22 protein-coding genes are annotated in these 21,187 nt (G+C 39.9%); 17 read left to right on the top strand and 5 right to left on the bottom strand.

The window, feature by feature from the left end:
- Nucleotides 1-64 precede the first annotated feature (64 nt).
- The 15 genes from N8L39_RS05135 (at nucleotide 65) to N8L39_RS05065 (ending at nucleotide 13,748) form a co-directional block, all read left to right on the top strand.
- Complete coding sequence (locus N8L39_RS05135; RefSeq protein WP_261010289.1) at nucleotides 65-934, top strand: ROK family protein; 870 nt, start codon at nucleotides 65-67, stop codon at nucleotides 932-934.
- Nucleotides 928-2,808: a beta-N-acetylhexosaminidase gene (locus N8L39_RS05130; protein ID WP_261010106.1), complete on the top strand. Its 1,881-nt coding sequence runs from the start codon at nucleotides 928-930 to the stop codon at nucleotides 2,806-2,808. The genes N8L39_RS05135 and N8L39_RS05130 overlap by 7 nt, the downstream gene beginning before the upstream one ends.
- 211 nt (nucleotides 2,809-3,019) lie before the next feature.
- The gene (locus N8L39_RS05125) at nucleotides 3,020-3,949 is read left to right on the top strand and encodes an ABC transporter permease (RefSeq protein WP_004254906.1); all 930 of its coding nucleotides are present in this window, start codon (nucleotides 3,020-3,022) and stop codon (nucleotides 3,947-3,949) included.
- 13 nt (nucleotides 3,950-3,962) lie between these two features.
- A complete protein-coding gene (locus tag N8L39_RS05120) occupies nucleotides 3,963-4,886 on the top strand; it encodes a carbohydrate ABC transporter permease (RefSeq protein WP_000818353.1) in 924 nt (307 codons plus the stop codon).
- 103 nt (nucleotides 4,887-4,989) lie between these two features.
- Nucleotides 4,990-6,474 (top strand): ABC transporter substrate-binding protein, encoded by a 1,485-nt coding sequence (locus N8L39_RS05115; RefSeq protein WP_261010107.1) that lies wholly within the window; start codon nucleotides 4,990-4,992, stop codon nucleotides 6,472-6,474.
- 232 nt (nucleotides 6,475-6,706) lie between these two features.
- Nucleotides 6,707-7,396, top strand: coding sequence for a CPBP family intramembrane glutamic endopeptidase (locus tag N8L39_RS05110; protein WP_045612441.1), 690 nt, complete (start codon nucleotides 6,707-6,709; stop codon nucleotides 7,394-7,396).
- Between the two features lie 55 nt (nucleotides 7,397-7,451).
- Nucleotides 7,452-7,748, top strand: a complete 297-nt coding sequence (locus tag N8L39_RS05105; protein WP_261010108.1) for a bacteriocin immunity protein — start codon at nucleotides 7,452-7,454, stop codon at nucleotides 7,746-7,748.
- Between the two features lie 132 nt (nucleotides 7,749-7,880).
- Nucleotides 7,881-8,867, top strand: coding sequence for an oxygen-dependent tRNA uridine(34) hydroxylase TrhO (gene trhO / locus N8L39_RS05100; RefSeq protein ID WP_020902652.1), 987 nt, complete (start codon nucleotides 7,881-7,883; stop codon nucleotides 8,865-8,867).
- Nucleotides 8,868-8,988: 121 nt separating this feature from the next.
- Nucleotides 8,989-9,849: a DUF4299 family protein gene (locus N8L39_RS05095; protein ID WP_261010109.1), complete on the top strand. Its 861-nt coding sequence runs from the start codon at nucleotides 8,989-8,991 to the stop codon at nucleotides 9,847-9,849.
- 157 nt (nucleotides 9,850-10,006) lie between these two features.
- Nucleotides 10,007-10,930, top strand: a complete 924-nt coding sequence (locus N8L39_RS05090; protein WP_261010110.1) for a helix-turn-helix domain-containing protein — start codon at nucleotides 10,007-10,009, stop codon at nucleotides 10,928-10,930.
- A 94-nt stretch (nucleotides 10,931-11,024) separates the two neighbouring features.
- Nucleotides 11,025-11,246, top strand: a complete 222-nt coding sequence (locus tag N8L39_RS05085; RefSeq protein WP_000527480.1) for a hypothetical protein — start codon at nucleotides 11,025-11,027, stop codon at nucleotides 11,244-11,246.
- A 31-nt stretch (nucleotides 11,247-11,277) separates the two neighbouring features.
- Nucleotides 11,278-12,141: an ATP-binding cassette domain-containing protein gene (locus tag N8L39_RS05080; protein ID WP_261010111.1), complete on the top strand. Its 864-nt coding sequence runs from the start codon at nucleotides 11,278-11,280 to the stop codon at nucleotides 12,139-12,141.
- Nucleotides 12,142-12,164: 23 nt separating this feature from the next.
- Nucleotides 12,165-12,857 carry an ABC transporter permease gene (locus tag N8L39_RS05075; RefSeq protein WP_261010112.1) on the top strand — a complete coding sequence of 231 codons (693 nt, stop codon included), beginning with the start codon at nucleotides 12,165-12,167 and terminating at the stop codon, nucleotides 12,855-12,857.
- Between the two features lie 8 nt (nucleotides 12,858-12,865).
- Complete coding sequence (locus tag N8L39_RS05070) at nucleotides 12,866-13,447, top strand: hypothetical protein (RefSeq protein WP_261010113.1); 582 nt, start codon at nucleotides 12,866-12,868, stop codon at nucleotides 13,445-13,447.
- Nucleotides 13,440-13,748, top strand: coding sequence for a cysteine peptidase family C39 domain-containing protein (locus N8L39_RS05065; protein WP_261010114.1), 309 nt, complete (start codon nucleotides 13,440-13,442; stop codon nucleotides 13,746-13,748). The genes N8L39_RS05070 and N8L39_RS05065 overlap by 8 nt, the downstream gene beginning before the upstream one ends.
- A gap of 188 nt (nucleotides 13,749-13,936) precedes the next feature.
- Here the strand turns inward: N8L39_RS05065 and N8L39_RS05060 are convergent, their stop codons facing one another.
- The 5 genes from N8L39_RS05060 to N8L39_RS05040 all read right to left on the bottom strand — a co-directional run bounded on the left by N8L39_RS05060 (nucleotide 13,937) and on the right by N8L39_RS05040 (nucleotide 18,215).
- Complete coding sequence (locus N8L39_RS05060) at nucleotides 13,937-15,001, bottom strand: DUF6574 domain-containing protein (RefSeq protein ID WP_261010115.1); 1,065 nt, start codon at nucleotides 14,999-15,001, stop codon at nucleotides 13,937-13,939.
- A 62-nt stretch (nucleotides 15,002-15,063) separates the two neighbouring features.
- The gene (locus tag N8L39_RS05055; RefSeq protein WP_261010116.1) at nucleotides 15,064-16,011 is read right to left on the bottom strand and encodes a DUF4097 domain-containing protein; all 948 of its coding nucleotides are present in this window, start codon (nucleotides 16,009-16,011) and stop codon (nucleotides 15,064-15,066) included.
- Complete coding sequence (locus N8L39_RS05050) at nucleotides 16,004-16,597, bottom strand: DUF1700 domain-containing protein (protein WP_000198700.1); 594 nt, start codon at nucleotides 16,595-16,597, stop codon at nucleotides 16,004-16,006. Before N8L39_RS05050 ends, N8L39_RS05055 begins: the two co-directional genes overlap by 8 nt.
- Complete coding sequence (locus tag N8L39_RS05045) at nucleotides 16,584-16,910, bottom strand: PadR family transcriptional regulator (protein WP_000273858.1); 327 nt, start codon at nucleotides 16,908-16,910, stop codon at nucleotides 16,584-16,586. The genes N8L39_RS05050 and N8L39_RS05045 overlap by 14 nt, the downstream gene beginning before the upstream one ends.
- Nucleotides 16,911-17,048: 138 nt before the next feature.
- A complete protein-coding gene (locus tag N8L39_RS05040) occupies nucleotides 17,049-18,215 on the bottom strand; it encodes a CynX/NimT family MFS transporter (protein WP_261010117.1) in 1,167 nt (388 codons plus the stop codon).
- 154 nt (nucleotides 18,216-18,369) lie between these two features.
- Between N8L39_RS05040 and N8L39_RS05035 the strand changes: the two genes are divergently transcribed.
- Together N8L39_RS05035 and N8L39_RS05030 are read left to right on the top strand one after the other, a co-directional pair.
- A complete protein-coding gene (locus N8L39_RS05035; protein ID WP_261010118.1) occupies nucleotides 18,370-19,200 on the top strand; it encodes a glycosyltransferase in 831 nt (276 codons plus the stop codon).
- An 85-nt stretch (nucleotides 19,201-19,285) separates the two neighbouring features.
- Nucleotides 19,286-21,136: a polysaccharide biosynthesis protein gene (locus N8L39_RS05030; RefSeq protein WP_261010119.1), complete on the top strand. Its 1,851-nt coding sequence runs from the start codon at nucleotides 19,286-19,288 to the stop codon at nucleotides 21,134-21,136.
- Nucleotides 21,137-21,187: the final 51 nt, after the last annotated feature.

Raw genomic sequence — 21,187 nt, 5'->3', positions numbered from 1 at the left:
AAGAGAAAGGAGGGGCGAAAAGGTAAGAACTAACTGCTGATTCGCCCCTTTTATGGTAAAAACAATGACCATTGCAACGATTGATATCGGAGGGACTGGGATTAAGTTTGCCAGTCTGACTCCTGATGGAAAAATACTAGATAGGACAAGTATCCCAACACCAGAGAACTTGGAGGCTTTACTAGCGTGGCTAGATCAACGCTTGTCAGAAGAGGATTACAGCGGAATTGCTATGAGCGTTCCAGGCGCGGTCAATCAAGAGACAGGTGTGATTGATGGCTTCAGTGCGGTGCCCTATATTCACGGATTTTCTTGGTATGAGGTGCTTAGCTCTTATCAGATTCCTGTCCATCTGGAAAATGATGCCAACTGCGTTGGACTCAGTGAATTACTGGCTCATCCAGAACTTGAAAATGCAGCCTGTGTCGTGATTGGGACAGGGATTGGCGGAGCCATGATTATCAATGGTAGACTTCATCGAGGTCGCCACGGTCTGGGTGGAGAATTTGGCTACATGACCACCCTTGCCCCTGCTGAAAAGCTCAACAACTGGTCGCAACTAGCGTCAACTGGGAATATGGTACGCTACGTGATTGAAAAATCTGGTCAGACTGACTGGGACGGTCGCAAGATTTACCAAGAAGCTAAAGAAGGTAATATCCTTTGTCAAGAAGCTATTGAGCGCATGAATCGTAATCTGGCGCAAGGCTTGCTCAATATTCAGTATCTGATTGATCCAGATGTCATTAGCCTGGGAGGCTCTATCAGTCAAAATCCAGATTTTATCCAAGGTGTCAAGAAGGCTGTAGATAACTTTGTCGAGACCTACGAAGAATACACGGTCGCACCTGTTATCCAGGCCTGCACCTATCATGCAGATTCCAATCTCTACGGTGCCCTTGTCAACTGGCTACAGGAGGAAAATCAATGGTAAGATTTACAGGACTTAGTCCCAAACAAGCGCAAGCTATTGAGGTTTTAAAAGGTCACATCTCTTTACCAGATGTGGAAGTATCTGTCGCTCAGTCTGATCAAGCATCTATCTCTATCAAGGGTGAGGATGGTCACTATCAATTGACCTACCGCAAACCCCACCAACTTTATCGTGCCTTGTCCCTGTTGGCAACATCTCTAGAAGAAAGTGATAAGGTAGAGATTGAGGAGCAGGCAGCTTATGAAGATTTAGCCTACATGGCAGACTGTTCGAGAAATGCGGTGCTAAATATGGCTTCTGCCAAGCAGATGATTGAGGTCTTGGCTCTCATGGGCTACTCAACCTTTGAGCTTTACATGGAAGACACCTACCAGATTGAGGGGCAGCCTTACTTTGGCTATTTCCGTGGAGCTTATTCGGCTGAGGAGTTGCAGGAAATCGAAGCCTATGCCCAGCAGTTTGACATGACCTTTGTGCCTTGTATCCAGACCTTGGCCCACTTGTCAGCCTTTGTTAAATGGGGTGTCAAGGAAGTGCAGGAGCTCCGTGATGTAGAGGACATTCTCCTTATCGGCGAAGAAAAGGTTTATAATCTGATTGATGGCATGTTTGCTACTCTATCTAAATTGAAGACTCGCAAGGTCAATATCGGGATGGACGAAGCCCACTTGGTTGGTTTGGGACGCTACTTGATTCTGAACGGTGTTGTGGATCGTAGTCTCCTCATGTGCCAACACTTGGAGCGCGTGCTAGATATTGCTGACAAATATGGTTTCCACTGCCAGATGTGGAGCGATATGTTCTTTAAACTTATGTCAGCAGATGGCCAGTACGACCGTGATGTGGAAATTCCAGAAGAAACTCGTGTCTACCTAGACCGTCTCAAAGACCGTGTGACCTTGGTTTACTGGGACTATTATCAGGACAGCGAGGAAAAATACAATCGCAACTTCCGCAACCATCATAAGATTAGCCATGATCTTGCCTTTGCAGGGGGAGCTTGGAAGTGGATTGGTTTCACACCCAATAACCATTTTAGCCGTCTCATCGCTCTTGAAGCTAATAAGGCCTGTCGTGCCAATGACATCAAAGAAGTTATCGTGACAGGTTGGGGAGATAATGGTGGGGAAACAGCCCAATTCTCTGTCCTACCAAGTTTGCAAATCTGGGCAGAACTCAGCTATCGCAATGACCTAGACCGACTGTCTGCTCATTTCCAGACCAATACAGGTCTATCGGTTGAGGATTTTATGCAGATTGACCTTGCCAATCTCTTACCAGATCTACCAGGCAATCTCAGTGGTATCAATCCCAACCGCTATGTCTTTTATCAGGATGTTCTCTGTCCGATCCTTGACCGACACATGACACCTGAACAAGACAAGCCCCACTTCGCTCAGTCTGCTGAGACTCTTGCTGATATTAAAGAAAAAGCTGGCAACTATGCCTATCTCTTTGAAACTCAGGCCCAGTTGAATTCCATTTTAAGTAGCAAAGTCGATGTGGGACGACGCATTCGTCAGGCTTATCAAGCGGATGATAAAGAAAGCCTGCAAGAAATCGCAAGACAAGAATTACCAGAACTCAGAAGCCAAATCGAACACTTCCATGCCCTCTTTAGCCACCAATGGCTGAAAGAAAACAAGGTCTTTGGTTTGGATACGGTCGATATCCGTATGGGCGGACTCTTGCAACGCATCAAACGCGCAGAAAGTCGCATTGAGGCTTATCTGGCAGGTCAGCTGGACCGTATCGATGAGCTAGAAGTGGAAATCTTACCATTTACTGACTTTTACGCAGATAAGGATTTCGCAGCCACAACAGCCAACCAGTGGCATACCATTGCGACAGCTTCAACCATCTACACGACATAAGAAACAAGAACACCGTGCTATTACTCAGAGTGTTTCTCGTGAAACATCCCTTTCTTAAAAAAGTACTCCACATAAAATAATTTGTGGAGTTTTTTCTATAATTAGTAGTTTAACCTAACCTTCAAATAGGAGTATACTAATAATGTAATCGTTATCAAAAGTCTAAAAAGGAATTTTTAGATGGATATCAAAATAAAAAAGGGAGGAAATTATGAATAAGTTTTCAAAAACCTTGAGAGACAACTGGATCTTTCTCTTAATGGTTTTGCCAGGGGCACTCTGGTTGATTCTATTCTTCTACATTCCAGTATTTGGGAACGTGGTTGCCTTTAAAGACTACCACATGACCAGTAATGGATTTATAGATAGTATCGTGAATAGTAAATGGGTCGGACTCGATAATTTCAGATTCTTGTTTAGTTCAAAAGACGCCTTTATTATCACACGAAATACTGTCCTCTACAATCTCGGCTTTATCTTTATCGGTTTGATTGTATCTGTAGGGATTGCTATCATCCTCAGTGAACTCCGTTCTAAGAGAATGGTTAAGATTTTCCAAACTTCTATGTTGTTCCCTTACTTCTTGTCTTGGGTTATCATCAGTTTCTTTACAGATGCCTTCCTAAACATTGATAAAGGGGTATTCAACCATTTCCTAGAATCTATCGGAATGAAGGAAGTCAATTTCTACGCTGACTTGGGCATCTGGCCATATCTCCTACTTTTCCTAGGTATTTGGAAAGGTTTTGGATATAGCAGTGTCATGTACTATGCGACAATCATGGGAATTGATCCAACCTACTACGAAGCAGCGACAGTGGACGGAGCCAGCAAATGGCAACGAATTCGCAATGTAACCATTCCGCAGTTGACACCATTGGTAACTGTATTGACCATCCTTGCAGTCGGAAATATCTTTCGTGCAGACTTCGGTCTTTTCTACCAAATCCCCCACAATGCTGGTCAGCTTTATAACGTAACCAACGTCTTGGACGTATATGTTTATAATGGTTTGACTCAGACAGCAGATATCGGGATGGCTTCAGCAGCAGGTCTCTACCAATCAGTTGTCGGCTTGATTCTGGTTATCCTATCAAACTTACTTGCAAGACGAGTTGATCCAAACTCAGCCTTGTTCTAGAAAGGAGGAGAATATGGCAGAAAAGAAAATTAAAAAAGAAAAAATTGATAATGTCGGCATTCACTCCTTCAGTAAGAAAGCAGATATCTTCTTCAGTACCATTTCTGGTTTGGTTGCCCTCTCTTGTATCCTACCCTTTGTATTCGTTATCGTTATTTCGGTGACAGATGAAAAGAGTATCCTCCAAAATGGATATAGCTTCTTCCCATCCCAATTTGGATTAGACGGTTTTGAGTTTTTGGCACAGTTTAAGGATAAAATTCTCCAAGCCCTCTTCATCTCAGTCTTTGTAACAGTGGTGGGGACTATCACAAACGTTTTTATCACAACAACTTATGCCTACGCTATTTCACGGACAACCTTTAAGTATCGCAGATTCTTTACGATTTTTGCCCTTCTTAGTATGTTGTTCAACGCTGGTTTGGTACCGGGCTATATCGTGGTAACTCGTTTACTTCAACTTGGTGATACAGTTTGGGCCTTGATTGTTCCAATGCTTCTCTCACCATTTAACATCATCTTGATGCGTTCCTTCTTCAAGAAGACCATTCCAGAAGCTATTCTAGAATCCGCTCGTATCGATGGTGCTAGTGAGGCCCGGATCTTCTTCCAAATCTGTTTGCCATTGTCATTACCAGGTATCGCAACCATCACGCTTTTGACAGCTCTTGGTTTCTGGAATGACTGGTTCAACGCCCTTCTTTACATCAAGAGTGACAACTTGTATCCATTGCAATATTTGCTCATGCAAATCCAGCAAAATATGGACTACATCGCCAAAGCAGTCGGCCTATCTGGTCAACTGGGAGTTGCTCTTCCAAAAGAAACAGGTCGTATGGCCATGGTTGTGGTCGCAACCCTTCCAATCGCGATTTTGTATCCATTCTTCCAACGCTACTTTGTAAAAGGTTTGACTATCGGTGGTGTGAAAGAATAGTACTTGTCGAGAAAAATCATTTCTCATTTCCAAACTTCCCTTGCGTGAAGTTAAAATCATTATATTGTTTATAAGTTTAAAAATAAAAAAAGGAGTTTTTGTCATGAAAAACTGGAAAAAATATGCTTTTGCATCTGCTAGCGTAGTCGCTTTGGCTGCTGGTCTCGCTGCTTGTGGAAACCTTTCAGGTAACAGTAAAAAAGCTGCTGACTCAGCTTCAGGTGAAAAAACTGTTATCAAAATGTACCAAATCGGTGACAAACCAGATAACTTAGATGAATTGCTAGAAAATGCTAACAAAATCATCGGTGAAAAAGTTGGTGCTAAATTGGATATCCAATATCTTGGATGGGGTGACTATGATAAGAAAATGTCAGTTATCACATCATCTGGTGAAAACTACGATATCGCCTTTGCATCTAACTATGTTGTAAATGCTCAAAAAGGTGCCTATGCTGACTTGACTGACTTGTATAAGAAAGAAGGGGCAGAGCTTTATAAAGCACTTGACCCAGCTTACATCAAAGGTAACAGCATTAACGGTAAAATTTACGCAGTTCCAGTTGCAGCCAACGTTGCATCATCTCAAAACTTCGCTTTCAACGGAACTCTTCTTGCTAAATACGGTATCGATATTTCAGGTGTCACTTCATATGAAACACTTGAACCAGTCTTGAAACAAATCAAAGAAAAAGCTCCAGATGTAGTGCCATTTGCGGTTACTAAGAACTTCATCCCATCTGATAACTTTGACTACCCAGTTCCAAATGGACTTCCATTCGTTATCGACCTTGAAGGGGACACTACTAAGATCGTAAACCGTTACGAAGTGCCTCGCTTTAAAGAACACTTGAAGACTCTTCACAAATTCTATGAAGCTGGATACATTCCAAAAGACGTAGCAACAAGCGATACTTCATTTGACCTTCAACAAGATACTTGGTTCGTTCGTGAAGAAACAGTAGGACCAGCTGACTATGGTAACAGCTTGCTTTCACGTGTTGCGAACAAAGATATCCAAATCAAACCAATCACTAACTTCATCAAGAAAAACCAAACAACACAAGTTGCTAACTTTGTTATCTCAAACAACTCTAAGAACAAAGAAAAATCAATGGAAGTGTTGAACCTCTTGAACACTAACCCAGAACTCTTGAATGGTCTTGTTTATGGTCCAGAAGGCAAGAACTGGGAAAAAATTGCAGGTAAAGAAAACCGTGTTAAAGTCCTTGATGGCTACAAAGGAAACACTCACATGGGTGGATGGAACACTGGTAACAACTGGATTCTTTACATCAACGAAAACGTTACAGACCAACAAATCGAAGATTCTAAGAAACAATTGGCTGAAGCTAAAGAATCTCCAGCACTTGGATTCATCTTTAACACTGACAATGTGAAATCTGAAATCTCAGCTATCTCTAATACAATGCAACAATTCGATACAGCTATCAACACTGGTACTGTAGACCCAGACAAAGCTATTCCAGAATTGATGGAAAAATTGAAATCTGAAGGTGCTTACGATAAAGTATTGAACGAAATGCAAAAACAATACGATGAATTCTTGAAAAACAAAAAATCATAAGATCAATTGATTTCGTGTATTCATTCCTAATTCCTAAAAATTGAATCACTGTTTTCCTCAGGCTTATCTGGGGGAGGCAGTGATTTTTTGAAACGAGAGCATAGATATCTATGTTATTTTATCACTATCTAACCATTCAGGAAATCTCAAGTACCATTTAGGATTTGGAGTAAGGATTTAGGAAAATATAGCTTATATTAGAGATGTATCGAGTTTACAAAGGAGAGTTCATATGAAGAAGTATCAACTTTTATTCAAAATAAGTGCAGTTTTCTCTTACCTATTTTTCGTATTTGGTCTTTCTCAGCTGACGCTTATTGTTCAAAATTATTGGCAATTTTCTTCCCAGATTGGCAATTTCGTCTGGATTCAAAATCTCTTGAGTTTGCTATTTAGCGGAGTCATGATTTGGATTCTGGTTAAGACAGGTCATGGTTATCTCTTTCACATTCCAAGAAAAAAATGGCTTTGGTATTCGATTTTGACAGTATTAGTGGTAGTGCTCCAGATCTCTTTTAACGTTCAGACAGCTAAACATGTTCAGTCAACTGCTGAAGGTTGGGCTGTATTGATCGGTTATAGTGGGACGAACTTTGCTGAGCTAGGTATCTATATAACTTTGTTCTTTCTGACTCCACTTATGGAAGAGCTAATCTATAGAGGATTACTGCAACACGCCTTTTTTAAGCATTCGAGATTTGGCCTTGATTTGCTTCTTCCGTCAATTTTATTTGCTCTTCCTCATTTTTCAAGCCTGCCTAGTTTGTTAGATATCTTCGTCTTTGCAACATCTGGCATCATCTTTGCTAGTTTGACCCGCTATACCAAGAGCATTTATCCATCCTATGCGGTGCATGTGATTAATAATATTTTCGCAACATTACCATTTTTGCTGACTTTTTTACAGAGGGTGTTTGGGTAAATACTGGCGCGAGAGTTAGGAATGATAGCTTTTCAACTTAAGGAGGAAAATAAGTATGACACCATTAAAATGGTTTGCTGGAGGAAGCGAAAGACGTTGTGAAGCCATGACTATCATAAATCATCTATTGGAAGATATAAAGGATACGCCTCAACTGACTCCCTTGAAAAATCAGTTAGTGAGTTATAAAAGACGATTAAAGGACGATGGGACCTCTACCCCATTTATTTTGAGTCAAATAAATGTTGACATCTCACGTGTGTTGATTGATAATAAGTTGATGTTATCAGAAAATCAAGCCGATCGGATCAAAAAATTGAGAGAATTATCAGCTATTCGCTATGGCTACTGATGAAGTACAGGGATAGGACTCTTTCTATAAATTTTCAGTCAAATAAATTGCATTCGTTTTCTTAAGCAGGTATACTAGTATAGTTAGATGAAAAATTCTGAAAATTTAAGAATAGAAAAGAGAACAAATCTTATGGCAAAAGATATTCGTGTCTTACTTTACTACCTTTATACTCCAATTGAAAATGCAGAGCAATTTGCTGCAGACCACTTGGCTTTCTGTAAATCAATCGGCCTTAAAGGCCGTATCCTAGTCGCTGACGAGGGGATTAACGGAACAGTTTCAGGTGACTACGAAACAACTCAAAAATACATGGACTACGTTCACAGCCTCCCAGGAATGGAAGACCTCTGGTTCAAGATTGACGAAGAAAATGAACAAGCCTTCAAGAAGATGTTTGTTCGCTACAAGAAAGAAATTGTTCACCTTGGTTTGGAAGACAACGACTTTGACAACGACATCAACCCACTTGAAACAACAGGTGCTTACTTGTCTCCAAAAGAGTTCAAAGAAGCCCTTCTTGACGAAGATACAGTTGTCCTTGACACACGTAACGACTATGAGTACGACCTAGGACATTTCCGTGGGGCTATCCGCCCAGATATCCGCAACTTCCGTGAGTTGCCACAGTGGGTTCGTGATAACAAAGAAAAATTCATGGACAAGCGTGTCGTAGTTTACTGTACAGGTGGCGTTCGCTGTGAGAAATTCTCAGGTTGGATGGTCCGTGAAGGCTACAAAGATGTTGGTCAATTGCACGGAGGAATTGCAACTTACGGTAAAGACCCAGAAGTCCAAGGTGAGCTTTGGGATGGGAAAATGTACGTCTTTGACGAGCGTATCGCCGTAGATGTCAACCATGTCAACCCAACCATCGTAGGGAAAGACTGGTTTGATGGAACACCATGTGAACGTTATGTCAACTGTGGAAATCCATTCTGTAACCGTCGTATCTTGACATCAGAAGAAAATGAAGACAAGTACCTTCGTGGATGTTCACACGAGTGCCGTGTTCACCCACGTAACCGCTATGTTTCAGAAAATGAATTGACACAAGCTGAAGTTGTCGAGCGCCTAGCCGCTATCGGTGAAAGTTTGGATCAAGCAGCTACAGTATAAGATTAAACAGTCCTTAGGGGCTGTTTTTCTATGCTTTTTACTCAAAAATCTAAAGTTTGTTTCTGTATCTTTCAGGAAAATAAGGTATACTATATGTAAACGATTTCAAAGGAGTTCAGTTATGGTGAAAACATTTTTTATTCCAAATAAACAGAGCATTTTAGGAGAACAGGAAATTTTGACTGCCAAGTCTATCTTGGCCTTGGTAAATGGTTTGGAGTCGCATAGTTATGATGCGGTTTATCTCCGTCAGCCTCTTAGCCGTCTTGAGTATATTGAGTGTGCGATAGTGGGGCAATCACAATTTCTCTTTAAGGTCAGTTATGCTGACGGTCAAAAGGCTTACCGTGTCGATCTTCCTGACCTACTCACGAAGACAGACTGGGAGATCATCAAGTCATTTTTAGAAGCCCTGCTTACTTACACAGGAACTGAGATTGAAGGACTAGATGGTTTTGATTTTGAAGCTTATTTCCAAGCAAGTATTCAAGCCCATCTGGCTGATAGTGCAGCCCGCTTTACGATTTGCCAAGGAATTTTTAATCCTGTTTTCTTTAGTCATGAGGACTTGAAAAGCTTTTTAGGGGAAGATGGCTTGGCTCAGTTTGAAGCGCGTGTACGTGCAGTTCAAGAGACAGATGCTTACTTTGCAAGAGTTTCCTTCTATCAGGATGGAGAAGGCCAAGTTCACGGTGTTTACCATCTGGCTCAAGGGGTCAAGACCGTTTTACCGAGAGAACCATTTGTTCCTGCTGCCTATATTGAGCAATTGGTGGATAAGGAAGTGCAGTGGGAGATTGACTTGGTTCAAATCACAGGAGACGGCTCTAAACCAGAAGACTATGAAGCCATTGCCCGCTTGGACTATGCAAAATTCTTAGAGTCACTACCATCAGCATCTTACCACCAACTAGACGCCAATCAATTAGAAATACAACCCATCTTAGACAAAGATTTTAAAACATTAGCACAAGAAGAGTAAAGCAGAAGCAGGTCAACTGCTATTTAGCGTGCGAAAGATGGTTTAGTCTTGTTAAGTTTTGTAATATAAAATTTTAAGAAGTGCTTAGTTCAATAAAAAACAGTATAATATAAAAAATATAATATTGTTCGGTAACTAATTATCAGGAGATTTTAAGATGGATATCAAGAAGGAAGTAGGTAAAAGAATCCGAATGTTGCGAGAGATGAAACATATCACTCGTGAAACTCTTTGTGATGATGAAACTGAGATAACGGTGCGCCAATTAGCACGGATTGAATCAGGCCAGTCTTCCCCGAGTTTATCCAAGGTAGAGTATATAGCTTACAAACTAGGCTGTTCAATTTCACATATAGTAGATATGGATCATATGATTTTACCCTCCGAGTACTTGATATTAAAGGATAAACTCATTAAGTTTCAAACTTATGGAGATGATGATAGAATCCAAGTTAAGGAAGAGTTGTTTGAAAGAGTTTACGAACACTATTATGACAGTCTACCTGAGGATGAGCAGATTGCAGTTAGTGCCTTACAAGCTAGTTTTGATGTCTTTGTAAGTGAAGATGCAGGTTTTGGAGATGCTTTGCTGGATGAATATTTTGAACAAGTAAAGATAAGGAAAAACTATTCGGTGAATGATTTGCTTCTTATAAAATTGTACTTTGTTTCGTGTTTAGCAAGACCGATTGGGTATAATCATGAACTGTTTTGGATGCTTTCTAAAAAACTTATAAGAGAAACAAATTCATCAGATTTAGAGACAGCTTATATGTTAAAGAGAACAGTGCTTGATTCTTTAGCTGTTCAATGGATGGAAAAATCTTACTCCACTTTTGAGCCTTATGTTAAGGCGATGAACACGCTGATGATTTTATCGCAGGATTTTCAAAACAAGCCAATTGTTGATATGCTTGAAGCTATGTGTACCTTATTTCATAAACGGGATAAGGAAAAAGCCATCCGCTTATACGATAGAGCCGTTATTTGCGCTCAAGCATTTGGGGACTCAGTATTAGAAGCGCGTATATTGGGAGAAAAAGAAAAAGATATAAAAACTTTTGAGGAAATGGAGAGCTAACATGACATTTTTGTCATGTTTTTTTATTTTTGAAAGCGTTAAACTAGAGATGCAATGAAAAGTCAAGAGAGTTATTTGGGTTAGGAGGGAAGAGATGGGGAATCTTAGTATCTTACTAGAGACTTTTACACAAACTCGCCACAGTCTGATAGTTCGAAATAACACGACTTCGCAAAAGTTGGTAGAGATAGCATTAAATAACGAAATCTTTCGCCTAGCAATTTTAGATGCAGGTGAAGAGCGAATTGTAATTCTGCCTGAGGAAATTACAGATGTTAAGAATTTTGGGATTTCAGAGGTGGAGGATAATTCATGAAAGCAAAGGATATAATGAACGGAGAGAAACTATGAATCGTGTGATTTTAAGTCTTAAAAATATTGATAAAACATATGGGAAAGAACAGGTTTTACATAATATTTCCTTTGATATTGAGCAAGGGGAAATATGTGGTCTTATCGGTGAAAATGGTGCAGGAAAGACAACCTTAATGAGAATTCTTCTAGGACTAATTCAAGCTGATAAGGGAGAAATTGAGAGTGTTTCGCAGCATAAGATTGGTAGTATTATCGAATCACCTGCCCTCTATCCAAACTTGACTGGACGTCAACACCTGCAATATTATAAAACAAGATTTGGTTTAAAGACAGATATCACAAAAATGTTGGAATTGGTTCACTTGCCTGAACCGTCATGGGATCGAAAAGTAAAAAACTATTCCCTTGGAATGAAGCAAAGACTATCGATAGCAATTGCGCTTTTGGATAATCCAGAGCTTATTATCTTAGATGAACCAGTGAATGGTTTAGATCCTCAAGGGATTTCAGATTTAAGAAAAATGATTTTGAATTTACGGGATCAGTTAGGAGTTACTTTTTTAATCTCGAGCCATATTCTGTCAGAATTGGAATTTATAACAGATAAGTATATCATCATGAAAAAAGGAAAGAATCTAAATGTGATGAGTTCAAAAGAGCTAGCAAATGATTTGTCAGAAAAGCTCTTCCTTAAGACGAGTAATAATCAGATTCTAAAAACATTTTTAAAAGAAGAGGGCATTGTTCATTTTGAGCAGAATGACTATCTGGTTGTGCCAGAAAAGGAAAAATTAATGGCTATCTTGGAATATAGTGTCGCGTCAAATCTAGTGATACAGGATATTTATATTAAGAAGGAACGCTTTGAGGACTACTATTTGCGTAATATTATCTGATGATTTAAGAAAGGAGGAGAGTCATGAATTCTCTTAAAGCAGATATGTATAAATTTTACTGGGAAAAAAGAGGAGTACTTCCTAGTTTGTTGATAGGATTATTGATTTTGTTATTCTCCTTATTTTTTAAGTCATCGAATGAAGATGAACCAGCATTTCGAGTATTGATTTCAAATGTGAGTGGTTTTATTCCTTTGCTTTTTATCTCTACTAATTTATTTTTTTGGGGGGAAGATTATAGTTTCCGTACGATTAACATTCTCCTCACAAAAGAAAAACAACGTTGGAAGTTATTTTTATATAAAACTTTGGGAGCCTTTTGTTTGTCTTTCCTATATGTAACTATTTTTTATAGTTTAACAGCTCTTGTCTATTTGGAGGGAGACTTGGTGTTGATTGTTTCGACATTTTTACACCAGCTACCATACTATTTGGTTATTATCAGTATCTCGTTATTGATTTTTCAAATATTTGATAAGGTTTATGAATCATGTATGATTTATATACTCTATATTTTACTGTTTGATAACCTATTGGTTTATGTCCTTCCAAACTCTGGTGAGAGTGTGAGAGACTATTTACTAATGACTTTAAATTTGAAAACTTCCCCTGAGATAAGTCAATTTACCCTTACGAATGTAGGCTATCCTATATTGGTAAGTATAGCAGTGATTGTACTTGCGTTTGTTGTATTCAGTAAAAAAGAATTTAAGTAGGAGTACTAATGATGAAAAAAATAGGAATTGTAATTGGGCTGTTGTTACTGTTTGTAGTGGCTGGAATTTTATTAACCTTAAAACGAGGAGAGACGACAATCAGTGTAAAACAATCATGGGCTCTTTCTTCTAAAAGTATTAAAACGTTAGAGTTTTATGGTTCAAAGCAAGCAATTGATGTTAAAGTTGTCAAGAGTGAATCAGATGAAACAAGTGTTCAAATAGAAGGAAAAGTTTCCGAAGAATCAGTGAATAACATAACTAAAAACGTTAAAATGAGTTCAGATAGTCTATATATTCCATTTTCACAACATGGCTTTAATTTGGCTTTGAGTTCACAAGGGAAAGATAAGTTATATGTAACCATTTCCTTAGGGAAAAATGCGACTTTCGAAAAAATTTTTGTAGATACTCTTGTTGGCGATGTATCTATTACAGTTCCTAAAGATTTTGATGGAATCTATACTTTGCATACAAATAATACAGGAGAAGTTTTAAGAGTTCCTACGACAAATCAAACTTCGAATAGCGTAATTGAAGTTGATGGTTATAGTAAGATAAGTGTTGAAAAAGGAGAAAATAATGGTTAGTCACTATAAACAAGCAACTTTGCTGGATTGTGGAATGGCTTGTATAAAGACAATCATTTCTTACTATTTCCCAAAATTAGAACATTTAGATAGTCTACAATTTGATAACAATAACCACCAAGGACTGTCTTTGTTTGATATAGAAGATATACTAAAAAGCTATGGTATTGATGCGGATTCTTATCAAGTTGAGACTCCTAGTTTGCATAATATTTGGAATAACGAACTTCATAGCAACGTTATCATACTACTGAACTCTAGGAATAAAACCCATCCTAGGACAAAGATTTTAAAACATTAGCACAAGAAGAGTAAATCAGAAGCAGGTCAATTGACTTTCTTTTTGGCATAGAAAAATCCTGCCATGGAAGACAGGATTGCTACTCAATGAAAATCAAAGAGCAAACTAGGAAGCTAGCCGCAGGCAGTACTTGAGTACGGTAAGGCGAAGCTGACGTGGTTTGAAGAGATTTTCGAAGAGTATGAAGTTTAAAGAAAGGCCAAGATACGAAGGTAATCTCCAATCAGTGCCACTTCAGCTACAAAGAAGAGGAGGATAATAACTCCGTTCACAAGGACAGATAAGAATAACTGATAGAAGGAGTCGGTTTCACTTGATTGACTAGGTCTTGTAATGATATGGAGACTAGCGAGCAGAATGATCCCAATGCTAATCACACACAATAGAGCCGTAAATCGCAGGCTGTCAAAGAAGGCAAAGAAACTAGCAATAGCAGTGAGGAAGATTGGAATTGCTAAGAGTTGACTATATTGTTGGAGAACCTTTTCTAGCGTCCAGTCCTTTTCTTGGTAGATAAATCGTCTCACGACGAAACTACCCAAGAGGAATGAAAAGAAGAAGAGTGTTGTTGCTACTAGGATAGAGATAATCGAAAAGAGATTTAAGGAAGCAAATTGTTCAGGGAAGTGATTATGCATAGTTGCTATATGTCCATAGTAAGCATGTTTGATGTGGTAGATACTAAAGAAAAAGGAAGATGCAGAAAACAGAATGAGCAAGAGAAAGGCTGTGTAACTGTGTGTGCTACTTGTTTCAAGATTGCTCGTAGGAGATTTGATTGCTTCCACTAGCCAAGACCAAAAATCAAGCGCTTGCTCTTTCCATCTATCCGTAGATTTTGGAGCTTGGTCGGGGATATAGGGACTTTCTAAGGATTGACTGATAAGAAGGGGCTCTTTCGTGGTTGGTTTTTGCTGAGGAAGTGCTTCTTGACTCTCTTCAGCTATAGTGACTTTTTCTGTTTCTTTAGAAAGGTCTTGCTCTTCTTCAGTAGAATATAATGCTTTCTTTTCTTCTATTTCTGTTCTCGCTTCACTGTCTTCAGGCGTTTCAATTGTCTCTTCTTGCTGGTTTTCAAGTTCGACTTCAGCTTGAGAGACTTCCTCCTCTACTTGAGTATTTTTTTCAATTGGTGTATCAAGATCGACTATCGTTTCTTCAGCCTTGTCTGCAACCTCTTGAGCTTGCTCTTCAGGTTTGTTCTTGCTTGTTGTTTTTACAAAATCATTACTTTCAAACCATTCTTGTTTCATGGTAGAACCTCCTTTTTAGTTAGATAAATATGCTTCCATAGTAGCAGATGTAAGCGCTTTTGTCAACGATTTCTAGAAGAAGACTCGTGTTCCTCTGATTTGAGTAGATAGATATCCTGGTCTGCCCTTGCGATGAGTTGATCTTTTGCATCTGCTTTTTCTGTTTTATAAGGATTGCTTAATCGTTCATCTTTGTTTTCTTCGTTTTTAAACGAACGCCTTCCTTCTCTTAAAAAGTGAAGAATAGAGCCATGTTTTGTTGAAAGATCTAAGTTGATTCTTTGTTTTTCTTCTTCGGAAAGTAGCAGTTGTAGGTCTGTTTTCGCCATCAATTCCACCTTACCGTGTACTTGGATTTTTTCAGCGTGGAAGTGATTTTCTGTTGACTCTAGCTGACTATCTGTCAGTTCTGTGCTAAAGATATTGATGATATTTGGTGTTGTGAGTTTACTGTTTTTGATACGACTTCCTTCAATTCGGAGGAGATAGCTGTTTGTATTGAGGGTTGCATTTTCAAGACTAGCATTTATGATGGTGGTTTGTCCACGATTGGCTGACACGTTGATTCCTTTTAGACTTCTTCCTTTTGGCAATTGGAGAATAACTTCATTAAAACGACTAGAGTAGCTACTTGCGATATGGAGAATCCCGCCAATTCCAGAAGAGAGAAATGGAGTTTCAGACAGTTTCTTATCAGTGAGGCTTAGAGTTTTGTCGTTTTGATTTGTGACAAGATCATGGTTAGCAGAAATAGATGGATGATAAGAAATGTGGATTTGATCATCGAAAGAGTCTGTGATGGTCAGCGCGTGTTGGTGGAGAGTAATCTCTAGGTTTTCGACTTCCTTGCCAAAGGTCAACTCTTCCATCCGACTATCATAGACAGGCTCCTTGGACATGGCAAGCAGACTCTTAATTCCGTCAGATTGGATACCTACAAAAAGCAGGATAAAGCCGATAATGGTAGTCACCACACCAAAAATGAGAAATCCTTTTGTCCATTTACGCATGCTGGTCACCTCTCTTTCCTTTTTTGAGAACAAATTGCACCAGGCGAACAATGAGTAGGCCGAAGAAGCGGGCTACATAGGAAATACCTAGTAAGACTAGCGAAGAAGCACCGATAGCCAGTAAACCAGAACCAAAAATCAAGATAAAGGCTGATTTAGCTTGGGCTAAGACAGTGAAACTTTCAACTAAAAATAGGAATCCGCCGATGATACCAAGTATGGAAACCGCAAAGAAAGCTAGAATGACAGTCAAGGCTGCCACAAGGATTGCGAACAGGGACACGAGGATGGCGATTCCCAGAGGAATACCGATGGGTGCTGCAAGGAGAGCTAACAAGGCGATATGCAAAATTTGTCGGTTATTCTTTTGAGCGGGTGCCTCATTGATTTTTTTATCGAGAAGATTAGAGAGAACTTCGTGGGCCGCTTCTTTGGGAGTTCCCAAACTAGCGATGAGTTCTTCTTCTCCTTCGACTCCAGCATCGTCAAAGAGTTCCCTGAAATAGTCCATGGCTTCAATTTGGTCAGCCTGAGGCAGTTTTTTGAGATAGAGTTCTAGCTGAGTCAGGTATTCAGTTCTTGTCATGGCGGATACTCCCTTCTATGATGCCATTAATGGTGTCTGTATAGAGTGCCCATTCATCTTTTAGGGTCACGAGCTGTTCTATACCACCATTTGTCAAGGAGTAGTATTTGCGCATGCGACCTTGGAACTCTCTAGAATAGGTTGTCAGAAAGCTATTGCCTTCCAATTTTTTGAGAATGGGATAGAGCGTAGATTCTTTGATGTTAGCGATAAGCTTAATGGTCTGGCTAATCTCATAACCATAAGAATCATCCTGCTCCAGTACGGCCAAGATGAGAAATTCAATCAAGGCAGAGGATGTTGGAAAGTACATGGGGAACCTCCTTTTCTAATGTGTAAGATTTTTATATATAATTTTTCTACACATACATTGTACATCTAAAAGAAAGCCCTGTCAAGATAAATGTGTAAAATTTTTATATATAAAAAACTTCTAGCTAAAACTAGAAGTTTAGAGGATTTTATCGGCTCTGTCCACTGTAAAGAGGGCCACAGTCATCAGGATATCGACGAGTAAGAGGGCAGCTACAGCTGGTACCCAAGAGTGGAAAAGGTCAAAACTGTAACCAAAGAGGGTTGGTCCAAAGGCTGCTAGGATATAGCCTCCTGTTTGAGATAGACCTGACAATTGGGCTGTCTTTTCAGGAGCGCTTGTCTTGAGTGAAAAGTTGACCATGAGATAAGGGAAGAGGGCGCTTGTTGCGGTTCCGATGAGGAGATGGCTGGCAAGCCAGTAAAAGAAATTACCGATTGGGAAAAAGAGCATGGAAATGCCGACAACACCAGCTAGTGAAACCAGAGTGAGCATGAGCTGACGGTTGCGAGTTGACAAGCTGGTTGTCAGGCTTGGGATGGTCATTGAAAAAGGAATGCTAATCAGAGAGAAGATAGAAGTGAGCAAGCCAGCTTCGTGACTGGATAGGCCTGCATGGATGGCCATGGTAGGTAGCCAGGTCATAGCGGTGTAAAAGAGCAAGGATTGAAAACCTGCAAAGACAATCACTGCCCAGACCTGTTTATTATGCATGACCTTTGCTTTGCTTTTTTGTTTGGTTTGTGGAGCCAGTCTGTGATTATAGCGGTGATTAGGTAGCCAGACTAAAAAAGTAGCCAGGCAGAGCAGGGTGAGGAGGATGATAAGTCCTTTCCAAGAACTGGCTTGTGTAATGGGCACAGCTAGATAGGAAGCCAGAGCCGTCGCAACCCCCATAGAGGTTACATATAAGGTAGTCAGAAAACCAATTTTCTTTGGTTGATTGGCTTGGATAAGACTAGGAAGCAGAACATTGATGACTGCGATACTTGCCCCAACCATCAAGGTTCCTAGATAGAGCAGAGGCAGATTGATTAGTCTAATGAGAGAACCGATGGTCAAGAAGAAAAGGCTGTAGGTGAAGAGATGCTCCAAGCCAATTTTCTGAGCAAGTCGGGTAGAAAAGAGCGAGAAGAGGGTAAACATGAGGAGAGGAAGGCTGGTCAAGACACCAAGCGAACTAACTTCTACTCCCAACCCTTGCGAAATATCTCCCAATATAATGGGTAAAACAGTAAAAGGAGTCCGCAAGGAAACACCAATCAGGATAATACCTGGAACAAAAAAGAGTGATTGCTTTTTCATATAATACCTCTTCTAGCTGATTTTAATAACAGCTTATTTTAAGGTTTTTTCCTTATAATGTCAAGTAAGGTTTTGGGCTTTCAAGATAAAAATGGGAAAGTCTTGAAAATTATGATAAAATAGTGGAAGGAAATCTATACATTGGAGAAAAACTGTGTCTGAAAAGCAAAAAATCAGCGTATTGATGTCGGTCTATATCAAGGAAAATCCGACATTTTTAAAGGATGCTATTGAGAGTGTTCAAAATCAGACCCTGAAACCGAGCGAGTTGGTTTTGGTTGAGGATGGGCCTTTGACACCAGAACTCTATCAGGTATTAGACCAGCTTGAAGCTGAGTCTGATATTCCAGTGAAACGCTATCCTCTTGAGCATAACCAAGGTTTGGGTCTGGCTCTTCGACAGGGTGTTTTGCAGTGTCAGTACGATATCATCGCTCGTATGGATACGGATGATATAGCTGTTCCAGACCGTTTTGAGAAACAGGTTCAGCTAATGGAGAAGGACAACCTCGACCTATTAGGTGGACATATTGCAGAGTTTATTGACAATCCTGATGAGATTGTTTCTTACCGTCGTGTTCCGACTCAGCATGCAGACATTGTGGCTTATCAAAGGATGAGAAGTGCCTTTAACCACATGACTGTCATGTTCAAGAAGGACATGGTTCTCAAGGCAGGCAACTATGAGGATGGCCTTTATATGGAGGATGACCTCCTCTGGCTCAATATGATTGCTGCAGGAGCCAAGACTGGAAATCTGGATCAAATCTTGTGTAAGGTTCGTGTCGGAGCAGGGATGTTTGAGCGTCGTGGGGGACTGCGTTACCTCAAACTCTATCGTCAAGCTCGTCAGCGCATGCTGAAGCGAGGGCAAATTTCTTATATGGAGTATGCCAAGAGTGTTGCCATTCAGATGGTTGTTGCTCTTTGTCCAGGATTTGTCAGACAGTTTATTTTTATGAAACTGTTAAGAAAAAGCAATTAAAAGATTGTAGCAAATCGTAAACTAGAGAAAAAGTGTTATAATAACAATATAACTATTCGGCTCTTTTAAGGAGGAGTAAATTTCTATGAATAAAAAACTCACAGATTATGTGATTGATCTGGTGGAAATTTTAAATAAACAACAAAAACAGGTTTTCTGGGGAATATTTGATATTTTGAGTATGGTGGTTTCCATCATTGTATCTTATATCTTATTCTACGGATTGATTAATCCAGCACCTGTTGACTACATTATCTATACGAGTTTGGCCTTCCTGTTCTATCAATTGATGATTGGATTTTGGGGGTTGAACGCTAGTATTAGTCGTTACAGCAAGATTACGGATTTCATGAAAATCTTTTTTGGTGTGACTGCTAGCAGTATCTTGTCATATAGTATCTGCTATGCCTTCTTGCCCCTCTTCTCCATCCGTTTTATCGTCCTCTTTATCTTGTTGAGTACTTTCTTGATTTTATTGCCACGGATTACTTGGCAGTTAATCTACTCTAAACGCAAAAAGGGAAGTGGTGATGGAGAACATCGTCGGACCTTCTTGATTGGTGCCGGTGATGGTGGAGCTCTCTTTATGGATAGTTACCAACATCCAACTAGTGAATTAGAACTTGTCGGTATTTTGGATAAGGATGCGAAGAAAAAGGGACAAAAACTTGGTGGGATTCCTGTTTTGGGTTCATATGATGAATTGCCTGAATTAGCTAAACGCCATCAAATTGAGCGTGTTATCGTTGCGATTCCGTCGCTTGACCCGTCAGAATATGAACGTATCTTGCAGATGTGTAATAAGCTGGGTGTCAAATGTTACAAGATGCCTAAGGTTGAAACAGTTGTTCAGGGACTTCACCAAGCAGGTGGAGGATTCCAGAAGATTGATATCACGGACCTTTTGGGACGTCAGGAAATTCGTCTTGATGAATCGCGTCTGGGCGCAGAACTGACAGGTAAGACAATCTTAGTCACAGGTGCTGGTGGTTCAATCGGTTCTGAAATCTGTCGCCAAGTTAGCCGCTTCAATCCTGAACGTATCGTCTTACTCGGTCATGGGGAAAACTCAATCTACCTTGTTTATCATGAATTGATTCGCAAGTTCCAAGGGATTGATTATGTGCCAGTTATTGCAGATATTCAAGACTATGATCGTCTCTTGCAAGTTTTTGAGCAGTACAAGCCAGCTATTGTTTACCATGCTGCTGCCCACAAGCACGTTCCGATGATGGAGCGCAATCCAAAAGAAGCCTTCAAAAATAACATTCGTGGAACTTACAATGTTGCTAAGGCTGTTGATGAAGCTAAAGTACCTAAGATGGTTATGATTTCGACAGATAAGGCGGTTAATCCACCAAATGTTATGGGAGCAACCAAGCGCGTGGCGGAGTTGATTGTCACTGGCTTTAACCAACGTAGCCAATCGACCTACTGTGCGGTTCGTTTTGGGAATGTTCTTGGTAGCCGAGGTAGTGTGATTCCTGTCTTTGAACGTCAGATTGCTGAAGGCGGTCCTGTAACGGTGACAGACTTCCGCATGACCCGTTACTTTATGACTATTCCAGAAGCTAGCCGTTTGGTTATTCATGCTGGTGCCTATGCCAAGGATGGAGAAGTCTTTATCCTTGATATGGGTAAACCAGTCAAGATTTATGACTTGGCCAAGAAAATGGTCCTTCTAAGTGGACACACCGAAAGCGAAATTCCAATCGTTGAAGTTGGAATCCGCCCAGGCGAAAAACTCTACGAAGAACTCTTGGTATCAACCGAACTTGTTGATAATCAGGTTATGGATAAGATTTTCGTTGGTAAAGTTAATGTCATGCCTCTAGAAGCAATCGATCAAAAGATTGAAGAGTTCCGCACTCTTAGTGGAGATGAGTTGAAGCAAGCTATTATCGCCTTTGCCAATCAAACTACCCACGTTGAATAAAAAAGAAAAACGCATATTATCAGGTCTTGAAAAACCTTGGTAATATGCGTT

This window comes from Streptococcus mitis, from assembly GCF_946190285.1.
GTDB lineage: Bacteria > Bacillota > Bacilli > Lactobacillales > Streptococcaceae > Streptococcus > Streptococcus mitis_CP.
The sequence above is the reverse complement of the archived record's forward strand: the minus strand, read 5'-3'. Positions and strand labels throughout refer to the sequence as shown.